This is a genomic window from Pseudomonas sp. TE9122, assembly GCF_056278925.1.
On sequence record NZ_JBWBQI010000001.1, the window covers coordinates 1618932 to 1637172 of the forward strand.

11 protein-coding genes, 4 tRNA genes and 1 pseudogene are annotated in these 18241 nt (G+C 60.3%); 13 read left to right on the forward strand and 3 right to left on the reverse strand.

Annotation, left to right across the window (positions count from 1 at the left end):
- Positions 1-283 precede the first annotated feature (283 nt).
- The 13 genes from uvrB to ACZ9BE_RS07190 all read left to right on the forward strand — a co-directional run bounded on the left by uvrB (position 284) and on the right by ACZ9BE_RS07190 (position 12099).
- A complete protein-coding gene (gene uvrB / locus ACZ9BE_RS07130; RefSeq protein WP_016773919.1) occupies positions 284-2299 on the forward strand; it encodes an excinuclease ABC subunit UvrB in 2016 nt (671 codons plus the stop codon).
- Positions 2300-2576: 277 nt separating this feature from the next.
- Positions 2577-4058, forward strand: coding sequence for a glutamate--tRNA ligase (gltX, locus tag ACZ9BE_RS07135; protein WP_476249116.1), 1482 nt, complete (start codon positions 2577-2579; stop codon positions 4056-4058).
- A 188-nt stretch (positions 4059-4246) separates the two neighbouring features.
- Positions 4247-4322, forward strand: a tRNA-Ala gene (locus ACZ9BE_RS07140).
- 79 nt (positions 4323-4401) lie between these two features.
- Positions 4402-4477: transfer RNA gene (locus ACZ9BE_RS07145), tRNA-Glu, on the forward strand.
- 53 nt (positions 4478-4530) lie between these two features.
- Positions 4531-4606 (forward strand) — tRNA-Ala (locus ACZ9BE_RS07150).
- 80 nt (positions 4607-4686) lie between these two features.
- Positions 4687-4762 (forward strand) — tRNA-Glu (locus ACZ9BE_RS07155).
- A gap of 182 nt (positions 4763-4944) precedes the next feature.
- Positions 4945-5484 (forward strand): TetR/AcrR family transcriptional regulator, encoded by a 540-nt coding sequence (locus ACZ9BE_RS07160; protein WP_041478525.1) that lies wholly within the window; start codon positions 4945-4947, stop codon positions 5482-5484.
- Positions 5485-5514: 30 nt separating this feature from the next.
- Positions 5515-6348, forward strand: coding sequence for an alpha/beta fold hydrolase (locus tag ACZ9BE_RS07165; RefSeq protein WP_315436077.1), 834 nt, complete (start codon positions 5515-5517; stop codon positions 6346-6348).
- Positions 6349-6394: 46 nt separating this feature from the next.
- A complete protein-coding gene (locus ACZ9BE_RS07170; protein ID WP_016773923.1) occupies positions 6395-6838 on the forward strand; it encodes an acyl-CoA thioesterase in 444 nt (147 codons plus the stop codon).
- A 175-nt stretch (positions 6839-7013) separates the two neighbouring features.
- The gene (locus ACZ9BE_RS07175; protein WP_150635758.1) at positions 7014-7973 is read left to right on the forward strand and encodes a tRNA dihydrouridine synthase; all 960 of its coding nucleotides are present in this window, start codon (positions 7014-7016) and stop codon (positions 7971-7973) included.
- A gap of 119 nt (positions 7974-8092) precedes the next feature.
- Positions 8093-8539: an Hsp20 family protein gene (locus ACZ9BE_RS07180; protein WP_016773925.1), complete on the forward strand. Its 447-nt coding sequence runs from the start codon at positions 8093-8095 to the stop codon at positions 8537-8539.
- A 195-nt stretch (positions 8540-8734) separates the two neighbouring features.
- Complete coding sequence (locus tag ACZ9BE_RS07185; protein ID WP_056784370.1) at positions 8735-9430, forward strand: DUF1266 domain-containing protein; 696 nt, start codon at positions 8735-8737, stop codon at positions 9428-9430.
- On the forward strand, positions 9427-12099 hold the full coding sequence (locus tag ACZ9BE_RS07190) for a DUF805 domain-containing protein (protein WP_476249117.1): 2673 nt from the start codon (positions 9427-9429) through the stop codon (positions 12097-12099). The genes ACZ9BE_RS07185 and ACZ9BE_RS07190 overlap by 4 nt, the downstream gene beginning before the upstream one ends.
- Here ACZ9BE_RS07190 and ACZ9BE_RS07195 read toward each other — a convergent pair.
- The 3 genes and pseudogenes from ACZ9BE_RS07195 to ACZ9BE_RS07205 all read right to left on the reverse strand — a co-directional run bounded on the left by ACZ9BE_RS07195 (position 12096) and on the right by ACZ9BE_RS07205 (position 18115).
- Positions 12096-13787 (reverse strand): Hsp70 family protein, encoded by a 1692-nt coding sequence (locus ACZ9BE_RS07195; RefSeq protein ID WP_476249118.1) that lies wholly within the window; start codon positions 13785-13787, stop codon positions 12096-12098. The two genes, ACZ9BE_RS07190 and ACZ9BE_RS07195, sit on opposite strands and share 4 nt — an antisense overlap.
- A 94-nt stretch (positions 13788-13881) precedes the next feature.
- Positions 13882-17160: a PAS domain S-box protein gene (locus tag ACZ9BE_RS07200; RefSeq protein WP_476249119.1), complete on the reverse strand. Its 3279-nt coding sequence runs from the start codon at positions 17158-17160 to the stop codon at positions 13882-13884.
- 63 nt (positions 17161-17223) lie between these two features.
- Positions 17224-18115 (reverse strand): annotated as a pseudogene (locus tag ACZ9BE_RS07205) (LysR family transcriptional regulator).
- Positions 18116-18241: the final 126 nt, after the last annotated feature.

Genomic DNA, 18241 nt, shown 5'->3' on the forward strand with positions numbered 1-18241 from the left:
GCACTAGAGCGGTGCACAAACGGGGAGCTAGTATAGAGGCCATCACCGCGCAATGGCGACAGGCGAATCGGCTTTTGGGGTAAGTTTTTCCGATTATTTCTGGACCGTTAGTCGATTGACTTTGTCAGACTCTTTACCGGATGTAGGACGTTTGCCTTGAAAGGTCAGGCAATCGCCACCACATTCAGCACAATCCAGGTTTTTTCTTGCGCGACATCGGTCGTTTGCGGTCGTCCTCGTGGTGCTCCGTCTGACGCGGAGCGCCGCGAATCCAGAGGTGTGTATGTCGGAATTCCAGCTAGTCACCCGCTTCGAGCCTGCCGGCGATCAGCCGGAAGCCATTCGCCAGTTGGTTGAGGGCATTGACGCCGGGCTGGCGCACCAGACATTGCTCGGTGTGACCGGCTCGGGCAAGACCTTCAGCATCGCCAACGTCATCTCCCAGGTACAGCGTCCGACGCTGGTTCTGGCGCCGAACAAGACCCTGGCCGCGCAGTTGTACGGTGAGTTCAAGGCGTTCTTTCCGAACAACGCCGTTGAATACTTCGTTTCCTATTACGACTACTACCAGCCCGAAGCCTATGTGCCGTCGTCCGACACCTTCATCGAGAAGGACGCGTCGATCAACGACCACATCGAGCAGATGCGACTGTCCGCGACGAAAGCGTTGCTGGAGCGCAAGGACGCGATCATCGTCACCACGGTGTCGTGCATCTATGGTCTGGGCAGCCCGGAAACCTATCTGAAAATGGTCTTGCACGTTGATCGCGGCGACAAGCTCGATCAGCGCGCGCTCCTGCGGCGCCTGGCCGATCTGCAATACACCCGCAACGACATGGATTTTGCCCGGGCGACGTTCCGCGTGCGCGGTGATGTGATCGATATCTTCCCGGCGGAATCCGATCTGGAAGCGATCCGCATTGAGCTTTTCGACGACGAGGTCGAGAGCATTTCCGCGTTTGATCCGCTGACCGGTGAAGTCATCCGCAAGATGCCGCGCTTCACTTTCTATCCGAAGAGCCACTACGTGACGCCTCGGGAAACCCTGCTCGACGCCATCGAAGGCATCAAGGTCGAATTGCAGGAGCGCCTCGAATACTTGCGCAGTAACAACAAACTGGTGGAGGCCCAGCGCCTGGAGCAGCGCACCCGTTTCGACCTCGAGATGATCCTCGAACTGGGTTACTGCAACGGCATCGAAAACTACTCGCGCTACCTTTCCGGGCGTCCATCCGGCGCGGCGCCACCCACGCTTTACGACTATCTGCCTGCCGACGCCTTGCTGGTGATCGACGAATCCCACGTCAGCGTGCCGCAGGTCGGCGCGATGTATAAGGGCGACCGTTCGCGCAAGGAAACCCTCGTTGAGTACGGCTTCCGCCTGCCTTCGGCGCTGGACAACCGGCCAATGCGTTTCGACGAGTGGGAAGGGGTCAGCCCGCAGACCATTTTCGTTTCGGCGACCCCCGGCAACTATGAAGCCGAGCACGCCGGGCGCGTGGTCGAACAAGTGGTGCGGCCGACCGGCCTGGTCGACCCGCAGGTTGAAGTGCGGCCGGCACTGACTCAGGTCGATGACTTGCTCTCGGAAATCACCAAGCGCGTGGCGATCGAAGAACGTGTGCTGGTCACCACGCTGACCAAGCGCATGGCCGAAGACCTGACCGATTACCTCGCCGACCACGGCGTGCGCGTGCGTTATCTGCACTCGGACATCGATACCGTCGAGCGCGTCGAGATCATCCGCGATTTGCGCCTCGGCGTGTTCGATGTGCTGGTCGGGATCAACCTGCTGCGTGAAGGCCTCGACATGCCGGAAGTGTCGCTGGTGGCGATTCTCGATGCTGACAAGGAAGGCTTCCTGCGTTCCGAGCGCTCGCTGATCCAGACCATCGGCCGCGCGGCGCGTAACCTCAATGGCCGGGCGATTCTCTACGCCGATCGCATGACCGGTTCGATGGAGCGGGCGATTGGTGAGACCGAGCGCCGTCGCGAGAAGCAGATCGCTTTCAACCTTGAGAACGGCATCACCCCGAAAGGTGTGATCAAGGACGTCGCCGACATCATGGAAGGCGCCACCGTACCGGGCTCGCGCAGCAAGAAGCGCAAAGGCATGGCCAAGGCCGCCGAAGAGAACGCCAAGTACGAAGCCGAACTGCGCTCGCCAAGCGAAATCACCAAACGCATCCGCGCGCTGGAAGAGAAGATGTACCAATTGGCGCGGGATCTGGAGTTTGAAGCGGCGGCGCAGATGCGTGACGAGATTGCCAAACTGCGCGAACGATTGCTTACGGTTTAAGGGATCGTTCCCACGCTCTGCGTGGGAATGCCGCCCGGGACGCTCTGCGTCCCATCGCTCGCGTGACGCAGAGCGTCACAGGATGCTTTCCCACGCAGAGCGTGGGAAAGATCATTGTGTATCTCTGTAAGAGCGAGCCTGCTCGCGAATGGCCTTCACACCATCCGAAGGGCTTAGGGCATCTGGCTTAAATACCCTGCCCGCTGGAGCGGGGCGGGTGTCGCCTGTTACCATTCGCCGCTTGATTGTTCTGCTCTTCATTTTTTCGAGACAAGCCATGACCACCGTCCGCACTCGCATCGCGCCATCGCCTACCGGGGACCCCCACGTAGGTACCGCTTACATCGCATTGTTCAACTACTGCTTTGCCAAGCAGCATGGCGGTGAGTTCATCCTGCGCATCGAAGACACCGATCAGTTGCGTTCGACCCGCGAGTCCGAACAGCAGATCTTCGACGCCCTGCGCTGGCTCGGCATCGACTGGAGCGAAGGCCCGGACGTCGGCGGCCCGCACGGCCCGTATCGGCAGAGCGAGCGCGGCGACATCTACCAGAAGTACTGCCAGCAACTGGTCGACATGGGCCATGCGTTCCCGTGCTTCTGCACCGCTGAAGAACTCGATCAGATGCGCGCCGAGCAAATGGCCCGTGGCGAAACTCCGCGCTACGACGGCCGCGCGCTGCTGCTGTCGAAGGAAGAAGTCGCGGCGCGCCTGGCCGCTGGCGAACCGCACGTGATCCGCATGAAGGTGCCGAGCGAAGGCGTCTGCGTGGTGTCGGACATGCTGCGTGGCGACGTCGAGATCCCGTGGGATCGCATGGACATGCAAGTGCTGATGAAGACCGACGGCCTGCCGACGTACTTCCTCGCCAACGTCGTCGACGATCACCTGATGGGCATCACCCACGTGCTGCGTGGCGAAGAATGGCTGCCATCGGCACCGAAACTGATTTTGCTGTACGAATACTTCGGCTGGGAACAACCGGAGCTGTGCTACATGCCGCTGCTGCGTAACCCGGACAAGAGCAAGCTGTCCAAGCGCAAGAACCCGACCTCGGTGACGTTCTACGAGCGCATGGGCTTCATGCCGGAAGCGATGCTCAACTACCTCGGGCGCATGGGCTGGTCGATGCCGGACGAGCGCGAGAAGTTCTCGCTGCAGGAAATGGTCGACAACTTCGACCTCAAGCGCGTTTCCCTCGGCGGGCCGATCTTCGATATCGAGAAGCTGTCGTGGCTCAATGGCCAGTGGCTGCGCGATCTGCCGGTGGAAGAGTTTGCCGCCCGCGTGCAGAAGTGGGCGTTCAATTCCGACTATATGATGAAAATCGCGCCGCACGTTCAGGGCCGTGTTGAAACGTTCAGCCAGGTCGCACCGCTGGCGGGGTTCTTCTTTGCCGGCGGCGTGAATCCGGATGCCAAGCTGTTTGAGTCGAAAAAGCTCTCCGGCGATCAGGTTCGGCAGTTGATGCAATTGATCCTGTGGAAACTGGAAAGCCTGCGGCAGTGGGAGAAGGACAGCATCACCGCGACGATCCAGGCGGTGGTCGAGTCCCTCGAGCTGAAACTGCGCGATGCGATGCCGTTGATGTTTGCTGCGATCACCGGGCAGGCCAGTTCGGTGTCGGTGCTCGATGCGATGGAAATCCTCGGCCCGGACCTGACCCGTTTCCGTCTGCGCCAGGCGATTGACCTGCTGGGCGGCGTGTCGAAGAAAGAAAACAAGGAATGGGAAAAGCTCTTGGGCGCCATCGCCTGATTGCTTTTGCTTCTCTGCAGGACTGCCGAAGGCTGCGATCTTTTGATCCTGCCTTCGGCGTTTCTCCCGAATTTACGGGGGAGGGCGGTAAGTGATTGTTATCCCGGCAAAAAATTTTGAAATTTTTCAAAAATAAGTTTGACAGGCTTTCGATACGCCCTTAAGATTCGCCCCGTCCTCAGCGATGAGGGGCTATAGCTCAGCTGGGAGAGCGCTTGCATGGCATGCAAGAGGTCGACGGTTCGATCCCGTCTAGCTCCACCAATTTACACTTCGAGGTCTGGCCACACCGGCCTTGAAGCGATCAACACTCAGCGTTGATCAGTTGTATAGAAGGGTTTGCGTCCCCTTCGTCTAGTGGCCTAGGACACCGCCCTTTCACGGCGGTAACAGGGGTTCGAGTCCCCTAGGGGACGCCAGTTTTACAGAAGTGATGTTGCAAGAGATCACTCCGCCGCGAGGCGAAAAATCCGGGGCTATAGCTCAGCTGGGAGAGCGCCTGCATGGCATGCAGGAGGTCAGCGGTTCGATCCCGCTTAGCTCCACCAATTTTACAGTTCAAGGTCTGGCCACACCGGCCTTGAATCGATCAGCTCTCAGCACTGATCAGTTGTATAGAAGGGTTTGTGTCCCCTTCGTCTAGTGGCCTAGGACACCGCCCTTTCACGGCGGTAACAGGGGTTCGAGTCCCCTAGGGGACGCCACGATTACCCGCTCTGCGGGATTTTATAAGGGTCATTCAATTATTGAATGGCCCTTTTGTTTGTCTGGCGTTTGGCCAACTCTCCTTTTTCCTTACACTGTGCTTCAGACCAGCGGTCATATTCATGACTTGCGGAATATTATTATGCGAATAATATTCTAGTCGTAATATTCGGAGGCAACGATGAATGATAAAAAAGCTCAAACCCGCGAACGCATCCTCAAGGCTGCCAGCGCCGCATTGATTCAACGCGGCCCGGCAGACCCGAGCGTGGGTGAAGTGATGGGCGCCGCCGGGCTGACTGTCGGCGGCTTCTATGCGCACTTCGAAAGCAAGGACGCGATGATGCTCGAGGCGTTCAAACAGCTGCTGGGCCGCCGTCGCGACCTGATTGCCGATATGGACGCCGATCTGACCGGCGAAGAGCGTCGCGCTTTGGTGGCTGCGTTCTACCTGTCACGCAAACACCGGGATTCCAGCGAGGCCGCATGCCCGATCCCGGCCTCGATTGGGGAGCTGGGGCGTTTGCCGGAGTCGTTCCGCATTGCGCTGAACGAGCATTTGGAATTGATGGTCGCGCAACTGGCGGCCAGCCCTGAAGACACCGACAAGGCTTTGGCCGATGTCGCGTTGATGGTCGGTGGTCTGGCCTTGGCCAGAGCGCTGGGTCCGGGAGATTTATCCGATCGATTGCTGCGCGCTGCCAAGTCGGCGGTGCGTTGACCTGAAGGCAACAAGCCTGAGGAGAGTGCGATGAACGCGTTGAAGTGGGTTCGTGGCGTTAACGGTACCTTGGGCTGGTTTGCACCGAAACTGGTGGCAAGCAAAATGCGTCTGGCGTTCATGACGCCCCGCGCGCTACCGCTGCGCGATTGGGAGCTGCCGCTGTTGGCCAGCTCCGAACGCATCACATTGCGCTTCGGTCTGTCGGCGCTGCGTTGGGGCCAAGGTCCTGCAGTGTTGCTGATGCATGGTTGGGAAGGGCGGCCAACGCAATTCGCTTCGCTGATAAACGCTTTGGTTGATGCCGGCTATACCGTCGTCGCGCTCGATGGCCCGGCCCACGGTCGCTCCCCTGGGCGAGAAGCCAATGTAGTGCTGTTCGCCCGCGCCATGCTCGAAGCCGCTGCCGAATTGCCGCCGCTGCAAGCGGTTATCGGCCATTCCATGGGCGGCGCCAGCGCGATGCTCGCCGTGCAATTGGGGCTGCGCACCGAAACCCTGGTCAGCATCGCCGCACCGTCGCGCATCCTCGGCGTGCTGCGCGGTTTCGCGCGCATGGTCGGCATGCCGCCGCGCGCGCGTTCGGCGTTCATTCGTCAGGTCGAGCAGGACGTCGGCATGCGCGCCGCGACGCTGGACGTGGCCCACTATCAACTGGATATGCCCGGCCTGATCGTGCATGCCGAGGACGACAATTTTGTCTCGGTCAAAGAATCGCAATTGATTCACGAAGCCTGGTTCGACAGCCGCCTGCTGCGCCTCGAAAGCGGCGGCCATCAACGCGTGCTGGCCGACCCTCGAGTGATTGATGGCGTGTTATCACTGCTCGCCGGTCGCAGCCTTCAGGCGCGCCAATCGGCCTGAGCTCCGTTACACTGCCCCGGTTGAATACTTTGACCGGGAGTGGGGCATGGGCTGGGATCGGGCAACGCCGTTTACCATTGATCTGCAAGTAGGCGCCGAAGACATCGACGGGCTCGGGCACGCCAATAACGCGGTGTACGTGACCTGGCTCGAGCGCTGCGCCTGGCGCCATTCGCAGCGCCTCGGCCTGGACCTGGTCGAATACCGGCGTCTGGACCGAGCAATGGCCGTTGTCCGCCATGAAATCGATTATCTGGCCGCCGCCTATGAAGGCGATGAACTGCAACTGGCGACCTGGATCGTCGATTGGGATCAGCGCCTGAAAATGACCCGGCATTTCCAGCTCAAACGCCCCAGCGACAACGCCACCCTGTTGCGCGCGCAGACCACATTTGTGTGCATCGAACTGTCGACCGGCAAGCCCAAGCGTATGCCGGCGGAATTTATCGAAGGCTATGGCCCGGCGATCCAGATTGCAGAAGCCATGTGAATCTCACCCTGTGGGAGCGAGCCTGCTCGCGAAAGCATCGCGTGAGTTACGCATGCGTCAACTGACAGACCGCCTTCGCGAGCAGGCTCGCTCCCACAGAGATATGTGTAGTTCTGCGGATTTGTGCGATATCCAGTAAACTGCCGCACGTTTTTTCTTCAAGTAGTGTTTCCCCATGCAAATTGCTCTGGCGCCCATGGAAGGGTTGGTCGACGACATCCTGCGCGACGTGTTGACCCGCGTTGGCGGCATCGATTGGTGCGTGACCGAGTTCATTCGGGTCAACGACCAGTTGCTCACGCCGGCCTATTTCCACAAGTTCGGCCCCGAGCTGCTCAACGGCGCTCGCACCGCGTCCGGCGTGCCGCTGCGCGTGCAATTGCTCGGTTCCGATCCGGTGTGCCTGGCGGAAAACGCGGCGTTGGCCTGCGAGCTTGGCTCGGAAGTGATCGACCTCAACTTCGGCTGCCCGGCCAAGACCGTCAACAAATCCCGTGGCGGCGCCGTGCTGCTCAAGGAGCCGGAGCTGCTCAACCAGATCGTCGAGCATGTCCGTCGCGCCGTCCCGGCGCACATCCCGGTCACCGCGAAAATGCGCCTGGGTTTCGACAGCCCGGACGGCTCGCTGGTCTGCGCCACGGCACTGGCCGAAGGCGGGGCAGAGCACATCGTCGTACATGCGCGGACGAAAATGGACGGCTACAAACCGCCGGCGCATTGGGAGTGGATCCCGCGTGTGCAGGATGTGGTCAAGGTCCCGGTCTTCGCCAACGGGGACATCTGGAGCGTCGAAGACTGGCGCCGTTGCCGCGAAATCAGTGGTGTCGAAGACATCATGCTCGGTCGGGGGCTGGTCTCCCGCCCGGATCTCGCTCGGCAGATCGCTGCGGCGCGCGCTGGCGACGAGGTCGTCGAGATGACCTGGGCCGAGCTGATGCCGCTGATTCAGGACTTCTGGCTGCAGGCCAAGGCGCAGATGACCGCACGCCAATCGCCCGGTCGCCTCAAGCAATGGCTGGCCATGCTGACGCGCAACTACCCGGAAGCTGCCGAGCTTTTCACCGTTCTGCGCCGTGAAACCGAGCCGGATCAGGTCTCGCGCTTGCTCGGATTGCCGCTCGTCGAAGCCGCATAAAAAATCTCAAAATATTCTCTTGAAATCAAAACAGCGGTCCCTATCTAAGGGTTACGCGATGCCGAATTCGGGTCGCGGAGACACAAAACCTTGCTGATTGTTTTCAGGAGATTTGAATCATGAGTACTGCATTTTCTCTCGCGCCACTGTTCCGTTCCTCGGTAGGTTTCGACCGTTTCAACGACCTGTTCGAAACCGCCCTGCGTAACGAGCCAGGCAGCAGCTACCCACCCTACAACGTCGAAAAACACGGTGATGACCAATACCGTATCGTCGTCGCGGCCGCCGGTTTCCAGGAAGAAGACCTGGACCTGCAAGTCGAAAAGGGTGTGCTGACCATCAGTGGCGGCAAGCGTGACACTGACGAGAGCGTCACGTTCTTGCATCAAGGCATCGCCCAGCGAGCCTTCAAGCTGTCGTTCCGTCTGGCCGATCACATCGAGATCAAGGACGCTGCGCTGCGCAACGGCCTGCTGAGCATCGACCTGCTCCGTGTGATCCCGGAAGAAGCGAAAGCCAAGCGCATCCCGATCAATGGAGCGCAGCAGCCGGCGCTGCAGCATTGATTCATGTGCTGACACACAATCGCCCGAATCGGCGATAAGCCGCTGAACGAAAGGCCCCGATACGTCGGGGCCTTTTTTGTGCGCGCAAAGAAAGCCGACGCAACGTTTGCTGCTGGCTTTGTGGCTCTTTACAATCCGCGCCATCAAGGCCAGCCCCCCCCCCCTTAATTCCCGCTGGCCCCGGAGCCTTTGTTCATGGACGAAATGGAACAGCGCTGGCTATACGCGCTTTCTGCGCCTTTGGTCGCCCTCAATCCCGACGCCGATTACACCGCACCCACCTATTGCTTTGACCTCAAACATGTCGATGTCGAAGGTGGTTGGGGCATCACTACGCGCGAACAGCTGTTGGACATGCTGCGTACTGCCGATGACGGCCACGCTACGCAGTTGAACGAAGCCTATCGGCAGTGGCAGAGGTGTCTGCCGTCCGAATGGCAGGCCTTGCTCGCAACACTCGACACTCGCCAGCGAGCTTTCTACGAATTCGCCAGTCGCACATTTGGCGAGTGCGGTTCAGGTGGCATCCGTGCCTGGGACCTTGGTCGCATGGGTTTTCTGCTGCGTTCTGCAGTGCTGCACGGCTGGATTGATCTCACCGAAAGCCTTTGGCTGCATGGTCGCATGGCGGCACGCGCGCGCTACTACTACGACAGTTGGACGAGCTACCTTAACGGCTTTGTCTTCGGCAAAGCCTTCTGGCATTGCCTGGGCAACAAGGATGAAGAGCTGGAGCACGAATATGACCGGCAAGGCGATTACATAGGCACCACCGTGGTCATCAGAAAGCTTGATCGTGATGCGCGCGCGCTGTTCGCACAACTGCCTTGGGACATGCCCTTGTATCCACCCGAGCGGCCTGATTCGCTAGGGGAGTTCGACTGGTCATGAGCTGCTGGATTCGCTTGGGTATCGAGCCCACCAAAGACAACGACGTCATTCGCGGCGCCTATCGCGCACGCTTGCCGCAGCACCATCCGGAAACCGATCCGGAAGGTTTTCAGGCGCTGCGTGAGGCTTATGAGCTGGCATTACGCTTTGCCCGCGAGGAAGCCGGGGAGCCGGATCAACCGGTTGCCGATGAGATCAGTCCTGCCGATCAGACGATGGCCGACTTTGAAGCATTGCTGCTTGATCCAGCGCGTCGCTTCCAACCGGTGGCCTGGCAGGCATTCAACCTTGAGCTGGACCGCCTGCCGCTGGAGGTGCTGGACGAAGTTTGCTGGCCATTGCTGCGCGAGTTGCTCGACGCCGGCCCGATTTCCCATGTCTGCGCCCGTTTGTTGGCCCAGCGCCTGGGCTGGGCGAGCCGCATGCTGGATCTGGATTTCGACAACGCACGGCATGTCGACGAGTTTTTGCAGCGGATCAGCGCGGCGGATCCGTTCGACACCTCGTTGATGAGCCATTGGCCCGCTGTCGCGCAGTTGGAAACTCTCTGGTATGTGCGAACCCTGAATCACCTGCACCGAGAGGCGTCGCTCGACGACTACCGTCATTTCGCCGGCCTGCACACTTGCATCCCCCTGCCTGCTGATGACGGGTTATTGCAACGCCTGGCCATACAGTTCAGTCAGGCTGATATCGCCAACAAAGACTTTCTCGACATTATCAGCGAGCAGCATCGGCTTGCGCCTGAAGATGTCGACTGGCTGTATCTGTTGGCCTGTCAGCGCAGTGCGCTGGGAATGGAAGAGTTGGCACTGCAGGCATGGGTGCGGCTCTGGCGCGAACATCAGCATCCGAAAGCGGCGACGTGGTTACTGGCGTTGTGCGCGCGACATCAGCCTCAGCGCCTGCCGCTGCTGATTCAGGCCTTTGATCGTCTGGAAAACTTCCGCGACTGGTCCGAGGATCTAGGTGATGTCACTCAAGAGTACGGCAGTCCATCACAGCGCCCGGAAACACTCGGGCGTTGGTTCAGGGCCAAGCAGCTCGAGTTGCAGGACATTGCCGGTGCATTTGTCGAATGGCGTGTCAGTGGTGACGAGTTGCCGTTGTTGGCGGCGCTGATCATTGACAGTGATGACCGTCCGTTGCAAACGCTCTACCAGCATGCCTGGGCTTTGCACCGTGGTGATGTGCCATTGCTGCGACGCATCATGCAGGCATCCGAGCCGGGGGATGTGCTCGATCAACTGGTGCTGGAAGGCTTGCAGTATCAGGCCGGGCAGCAGATCTGCTGGTTGACCCGAGCGCCGATTCCTCAGGCCCTGGAAGCGTTTCTGGCCAGCGACTCGGCATCGACACTGCCGTCGGCGCTGGAAAAGGGCGAACCGCTTGAGCTCAGTCTGCTGTGGATGCGCCGTTTGCGTGCTTACGACGCCCGATCGCTGGCGCGGCTTGCCGAAGCGTTCAGTCTCGACAAGCGTGACGAACGGCTTGCGGGGCTCAAGTTGCAAGCGCAACTGGCCGCGCAAGGCATGCTGCTTCCGGCCGTCGATAGCTACTCTGATGTCTGGGAATGGCATCGTCAGGCGATTTACCTGCTGGCCACCCTCGACGATCCGACGCGTTGGCTGGGCGCGCAATCGGGACACTGCGTCGACGCCATGAGCATTGCGCGTGAACACCCCTTGGCCCGTTTGCAGCCGCTGCTCTGTCGCCTGAGTCGCGAGCAGGGCAGCGCCAGTGGCCTGCTCGGCTGGCTGCAAGCGGCGGATCCGGTGCACTCGCTGCTCGCGCGCAAGTTGTTCAGTGTGCATGAGGCGCTCGATAGCACTCGGCTGTTGGGTAATGACCGTTTGTTCGAGTGCATGCGCAGCGACATCTCCAGCTTCAACGAAGATTTGCTCGGGCGCATGCTCTTGGGTGGAGTCCTTTACCACGATCCGTTGCTCACTGCGCAACAGCGTAAATACCTGCTGGAAAGTATCACCGAGGTGGTCAATCCACAGGACTGGTTCGACGGCTTCCGTCACAGTCTGATCAAGGGTGAGCCTGTTCACCCGCCCCGTGAGGCTCTCGCGGAGGAGGGTGTCAGCGACGCCTTTTACCTGGCGCTGGATGTGCTGAAGGATCTGGTGCGTTTTGGCAATCTGGGCTTGCCAAGGCAGAAGGTTCTGTTACGCATGCAGCGGGCCAAGGATGACTCGGAAAATGGACTCGGTTTGCGCTTCGCATTCAGTGCATTGCTGTCGTGGTCTGAGCGTTTGCTGTTAGCCAAGGCAACGACCCGTCCAACCCCCGCCGCTGCGTTCTGGAGCCTGGGTACCCGGCTGGGGCGCGGGGCGTTTATCTGGCAGGTCATTGGCGCGTTGCTGGTGACGCCCGTGGCGGCGTTGCTCAGCGGTACGCCCGTATCCGGCATCGTCGTGTTGCTACTGGGCCTGGCGTTTCTGCTCGGTGCGGTCCTGCGCCGTTTGCATGACATGGGGCGGGGCATTCCGATGTTGCTGATTTTGGTAATGCTGTCGCCGGTATTGCCGTTTCTGCCGCTGATACTGTTCGGTTTTCCCGGAGAGAAGCTGCCCAATCGTTATGGCGTGCCACCGGACAGTGGCGGTGAAGATACCTTGTCCGGTGGTTTGCAGGCGACCTTACGGCGACTTATCGGCTAGAGGCGTAACTCATCCAGAACCTTGTTGAGTTGTGAGCGGTGGCTGGCGATTTCTTCCGATCGCTGGTCGCCCAGCACCGTGGTGAAACTGTCCAGCCAGTCGGCAATCCGCTGGCGTTCTTCGCCCAGACTTTGCGTCCACGCCCGTTCCAGTCGAGCCAGCAGGGTTCGATTCGGCAGAGTGTCGCGGGGGTGAATTTTCAGCGTACTCAAGCGTTCATGACTGGTTTGCCGCGATTGCGCATCGAGTCCGGTCGGGCTGCGGTCAATGCTGTGGCTGTGGCGTTCGCCCGTCCTTGGCAGGGTGACGTCAACTTCGAGCAAACCGTTGATGTCATAACTGAACCGCACATCCAGCGCCTGGATATCATCGCTCGGCGTCAGCGTGACATCGAAAGCATCGATAAAAATGTTGTCGCGTACCCACGGACGTTCGCCCTGATAGACCGCAATACGGATGACTTCCTGTCGTGGAGATGTCGTGTGGTAACGCTCCACCCTTGAGGTCGGGATGATGGTGTTGCGCTCGATGATCGGCGAGAACGCGCCACTGACGCCTTCGCCACGATTGGTCGAAATCCCCAGCGTATACGGACAGACATCCGTCAGAATCAATTCCTCGACCGCACCGTCCCGCGCCTTGCATGCCGCCTGCGTCGCCGCCCCCAGCGCCACGATAGTGTCTGGATCAAGATGCCGATAAGGCAGGCGTCCAAACAACGTGGCGACCATTTGCTGTACCGCCGGCATGCGCGTGGCGCCACCGACCAGCACCAGGCTGTCGAGGTCGCGCGGTTTCAGTCGGGCATCGCGCAGAGCCTGTTCGATTGGCGCGCGCAAGCGGGCCAGCAACGGCTCCCATATTTTCACTGCAGCGGCTTCATCCAGTTCCCATTCGAATGTCTGCTCGGCATGCCGCCAGCTCAACTGCTGCGCGCCTTCGCCGAGTTTGCATTTCAGCTGTTCGAGGGCATCACCGAGGCTGGCCATGGCTTGTGCATCGATCGTTGAGGGGGTGAGTTGCCAATTTTTCAGGCAGGCCTGCAACAGGGCTGCGGTGAAGTCTTCGCCGCCAAGAAAGTTGTCGCCAGTGGAGGCGTGCACTTCGATCAGCGGCAATGCGTATTCGAGCACGGTGACGTCGAACGTGCCGCCGCCGAGATCGAAAATCAGCGTGCGTTCGAACTTCTGTTCGTGCAGGCCGTACGCCATGGCCGCAGCGGTCGGTTCGTTGATCAGGCGCGTCACGGACAGCCCGGCCAGTTCGGCGGCGAACAAGGTACGCTTGCGCTGCTCGTCACTGAAATATGCCGGTACGGAAATGACCGCTTCTGTGACCGCCTGGCCGAGAAAGGCTTCCGCGTCTTGCTTGAGGGAGCCAAGCACCAGCGCCGACAACTCTTCCGGGCTGAACTGGCAAGAGCCGAGCTGGATTTGCCTGTCGCTGCCCATGAAGCGCTTGAACGCGGCGGCAGTGCGTTCCGGGTGCGTGGTCAGGCGGGCGCGGGCGGCTTTGCCGACCAGAATCGTGTCGTCTTCATCAAGGCTGACCACCGACGGTGTCAGCACATCGCCGAGGGCGTTGCGGATCAGTTCGGCGCGGCCTTCACGCCAGACGGCGATCAGGCTGTTGGTGGTGCCAAGGTCGATGCCCAGCAGGGCCGGGCGGGGAAGGGATGCATCCTGCATGGTTGATCTCGAAGCGGCGCAAAAAACGCGACCCTACAGGCTGAGGCAAAGCGTGGCAATTGTTGCTCTGTTGCCAGTCTGTGCGGCGGCCGGTTCAGGGCAGCAGTTTTTTCAGATCCTCCAACCCCACCGGCCGGCTGTGCAGATAGCCCTGATACAAATGGCACTCCAGCCCCTGCAAAAACGCCAGTTGCGCGGGCGTCTCCACGCCCTCGGCAATCACTTCCAATTCCAAGCTGTGGGCCATCGCGACAATTGCGCGAATGATCTCTGCAACATTGGAGTCAGTGGTTGCATCGCGGATGAACGACTGGTCGATCTTCAGGGTGTCTACCGGTAGCCGCTTCAAATACGTCAGCGATGAATAACCGGTGCCGAAATCGTCCATGGCGAAGCTCACGCCGAGCTTTTTCAGGCGGCGCATTTTGCTGATGGTGTCTTCCAGATTCTGGATGACGATGCCTTCGGTGATTTCCAGTTTCAGCAGCGAGCAGGGCAGGCCGTGGCTGGTCATGCTGTGTTCGATGCGTTCGACGAAATCGTTCTGGCGGAACTGCCTCGGGCTGATGTTCACGCACAGGCTGAAGTTGAGCGGGTCGACCAGTTTCAACGCGATCAGTTGTTTGAAGGCGTTGCAGGCTTCATCGAGGATCCAGGTACCGACTTCGAGAATCAGGCCGCTATCTTCCAGCACCTTGATGAACTCGGTAGGCGATTGCGCGCCAAGTTCAGGATGGTTCCAGCGCACCAGGGCTTCGGCGCCGATGATGCGGTTGTCGCGGGCATCGACCTGTGGCTGAAAATGCACGTTGAACTCGCCGCGCGACAGCGCAAGACGCAGGTCGGTCTCCATGCGCAGGCGTTCGCTGGCCGCTTTCTGCATGGTGTTGTGATACATCTGCGTGGTGTTGCGCCCGGAATCCTTGGCCCGGTACAGGGCGATGTCGGCGCGTTTGAGCAGGTCGGTCGGGGTCGAACCGTGATCGGGAATCAGCGCCACGCCAATGCTCGGCGTCACTTGCAGGCGCTGGCCATCGAGGAACATCGGCTCCGAAAGCAATTCGCGAATGGTGTCGGCCAGCGCGCGCACTTGTTCGCTGACCTCACTGCGCGAACCTTCGAGGCCGCTGAGCAACACCACGAACTCATCGCCACCGAGGCGCGCCACCGTGTCTTCCATGCGCACGCTGGCTTCGAGCCGCGCGGTGATGATTTTCAGCACGGTGTCGCCGACCGGGTGACCGAGGGAATCGTTGATGTGCTTGAAGTGATCGAGGTCGAGAAACAGCAAGGCGCCGCGCAGATTGTGGCGCTTGAGCAGGGCGATCTGCTGACTCAGGCGATCCATCAGCAAGGCGCGGTTGGGCAGGTTGGTCAGCGGGTCGTGATAGGCCAGGTGACGAATCTGCGCTTCGGCGTTCTTCAACAGGCTGACATCGCGCGCGGTCAGCAGCAGGCACGCGGTTTCATTGAGGGTGATCGGCTCGACCGAGACTTCCACCGTGAGCAATTCGCCGCGCTTGTTGCGCCCGAGCATTTCCTGATGATGCACGCGGCCCTTGATCTGTAACTCGGCGAGTAAGGTCGAGCGCTGTTTCTCTTCGGCCCAGATCCCCACCTGATAAACGGTTTTGCCCACCACTTCGTCAGCGCGGTAGCCGGTGAGGCGACAGAAACCGTCGTTGACCTCCAGATAACGCCCGGTGTCGCGCTCGGTGATGGTGATGGCGTCGGGGCTGGAGTGGAACGCCTTGGCGAATTTTTCTTCGCTGGCCTTCAGCGCTGCTTCCGAGCGTTGTTGCTGGGTGATGTCGCGCAGGGTGGTGACGATGCACGGCTGATCGCCGACGCTGATCTGCCGGCTGGAAATCACGCAGGTCAGCGACTGGCCGTCCTTGTGCTGGACGAGAATGGCCACGTTGCTCAGGCCTTGTTCGCGAATCACCCGTTCGATGCGTTGCAGGCTCTTTGCCGAGGCGTCCCACAGGCCGATTTCCTCGGCGGTGTGGCCAATCACATCGGCGGCACTCCAGCCAAAAGTCTGGCTGAAGCTCGAATTGATCTCGATGAATTCCCCGGTTTCCTGGCGCGTCACGCAGATCGGATCGGGGCTGACCTGAAACAGCGTGGCGAATTTCTCTTCCGAGGCTACCAGCCGCTGCTCGCGCTCGACCTGATCGGTGATGTCCAGCAACGTGCCGGCCATGCGCAGCGGCGCGCCGTTGTCGTCGCGATAGAGACGCGCGCGGCTTTCCAGATAGCGCGAGCTGCCGTCGGGCAATTGCACGCGATAGGTCAGTTGATAATTGCCGGCCGGACCTTCGCGCAGGCTGCGGTAGGCGTCGCGCATGCTGTCGCGCTCCTCGCCCGGCACGCCTTCGAAAAACTCCTCGAATGATTCATGAAATGGAATCGGCTCCAGCCCGTGCAATTGCGCAGCGCGCGCCGAGCCGTAGAGCATGCCGCTGGGGATGTGCCAGTCCCAGGTGCCGAGTTGCGCCGAGTCCAGCGCCAGGTCGAGGCGTTCCTGGCTGTCCTTCAAGGCCAGTTCGGCGGCTTTGCGTTCGGTGGTGTCGAGGAACGTGCTGAGCAGATAGGGCTGGCCTTCGAGCTCGACCTTCTGTGCACTGAGGATGCCGTCGTGCACCTGGCCATTGCTGGCGCGAAACTGCACTTCCATGCTGATCAGTTCGCCCTTGGCTTTGGTTTTCTTCACCAGTTCGGCGCGTTGCTCTGGGTGCACCCACAGGCCCAGTTCCAGGGTGGTGCGGCCGATTGCGCTTTGCACCGGCCAGCCGAACAGGCTTTCGAAATACTGGTTGGCCTCGCTGATCAGACCGTCATCCTGACGGGTCAGCAGAACCATGTTCGGGCACAGGTGGAAAAGTGTCGCGAAACGTTTCTCCGAGCTGCTCAGGGCCTGCTCGCGCTGGCGTTGGTGGGTGATTTCGCGAATCACCCCGATCATTCGGGGCCGGCCGTTCTTGTCTGGCAGCAGGCTGCCGCTGATCTCCAGCCAGTGCAGGCTGCCGTCGGGCCAGCGAATACGGTGATGCATCGCCTGCTCCAGCGGGGCGCCGGCGATCACCGCGTGGAAAGCACGCACGGTTTTCGCACGGTCTTCCGGCGGCAACAGGTCGAGGTATTCCAAATCGGCGGGTAATGGCTGCCGTGGATCGAAACCGAACAATGCCTGAGTGCCCCGCGACCAGCTGATCTGCCCGCGCTCGATGTCCCAATACCAGGCACCGAGCCGCGCGCCGTTGAGCGCGGCGAGCAATTGCGGCGCGCTTTCCCAGCTCTGCTCGGAATGGCGCGGATCGACAGCCTGGATTCGCGGCATCGGCGGAGTTCGGTCAACAGATTTCGGCATTGTCAGCGGGCCTTGAGCTGAGTGGCGTGAGGCACAGGAGCGGCTCTATAGGAGTAGCACAAGTCAGGCCGGGATCCCTGGCCGATCGATTTGTGCATCCAGCAGGGCCATGAAGGCGCGTGCTGCATTCGATAGCGTCCGTTCGGTGTGCAAGATATAGCCTAGCTGGCGAGTGAGCTGTATGCCCGGCAATGCGATGCTTGCCACTTGTTCGTCGAGCATGGTGCGCGGCAGCACGCTCCAGGCCAGGCCGATGGAGACCATCATCTTGATGGTTTCCAGATAGTTGGTGCTCATGGCGATGTTCGGCGTCAGGCCCTGGGCTTCGAACAAACGCTGGACGATGTGGTGGGTAAACGTGTTGCCGCCGGGGAAAACCGCCGGATGACCGGCGATGTCCGCCAGACTGACGGCGCCGTTGTTGATCAGCGAATGCTCCGGGGCGACGACGAAATCCAGCGGGTCGTCCCACACCGGCGTGGCTTTGACCAGGGTGTGCGGCTCTGGCGCGAGGGTGATGACCGCCAGTTCTGCGCGGCCGTGGAGAATTTCCTCGTAGGCCACTTCCGAATCAAGGAACTGAATATCCAGCGCAACCTGTGGGTAGCGGCGGGTGAACTCCCTTAATAGAGGCGGCAAGCGGTGCAGGCCGATGTGGTGACTGGTCGCCAGCGTAAGGCGGCCGCTGACTTCACCGGTCAGGTTGGTCAGGGCGCGGCGGGTGTCGTCGAGCACATTGAGAATCTGATAGGCCCTTGGCAGCAGGGCGCGACCCGCCTCGGTCAGACCGACTTCGCGACCTAGTCGATCAAACAGGCGCACTTTCAATTGCTGCTCAAGCCCGGCGATGCGCTTGCTGATCGCCGGTTGTGTCAGATGAAGGCGTTCGCCGGCGCCGGGAGAAGCTGCCGGTCTCGGCGATGGCAATAAAAGCATTCAGGTTAGCCAGATCCATGTCGCATTCCAGTTGGTTATCCAAAGCATAAAAAATATGAATTTGAGTTATTTAATCTAACCCCATAGGATCGGCCTCACAAGCCAAAGGGTTATTGATAAGCCCAGGGCATAGAAACAAGCTGAT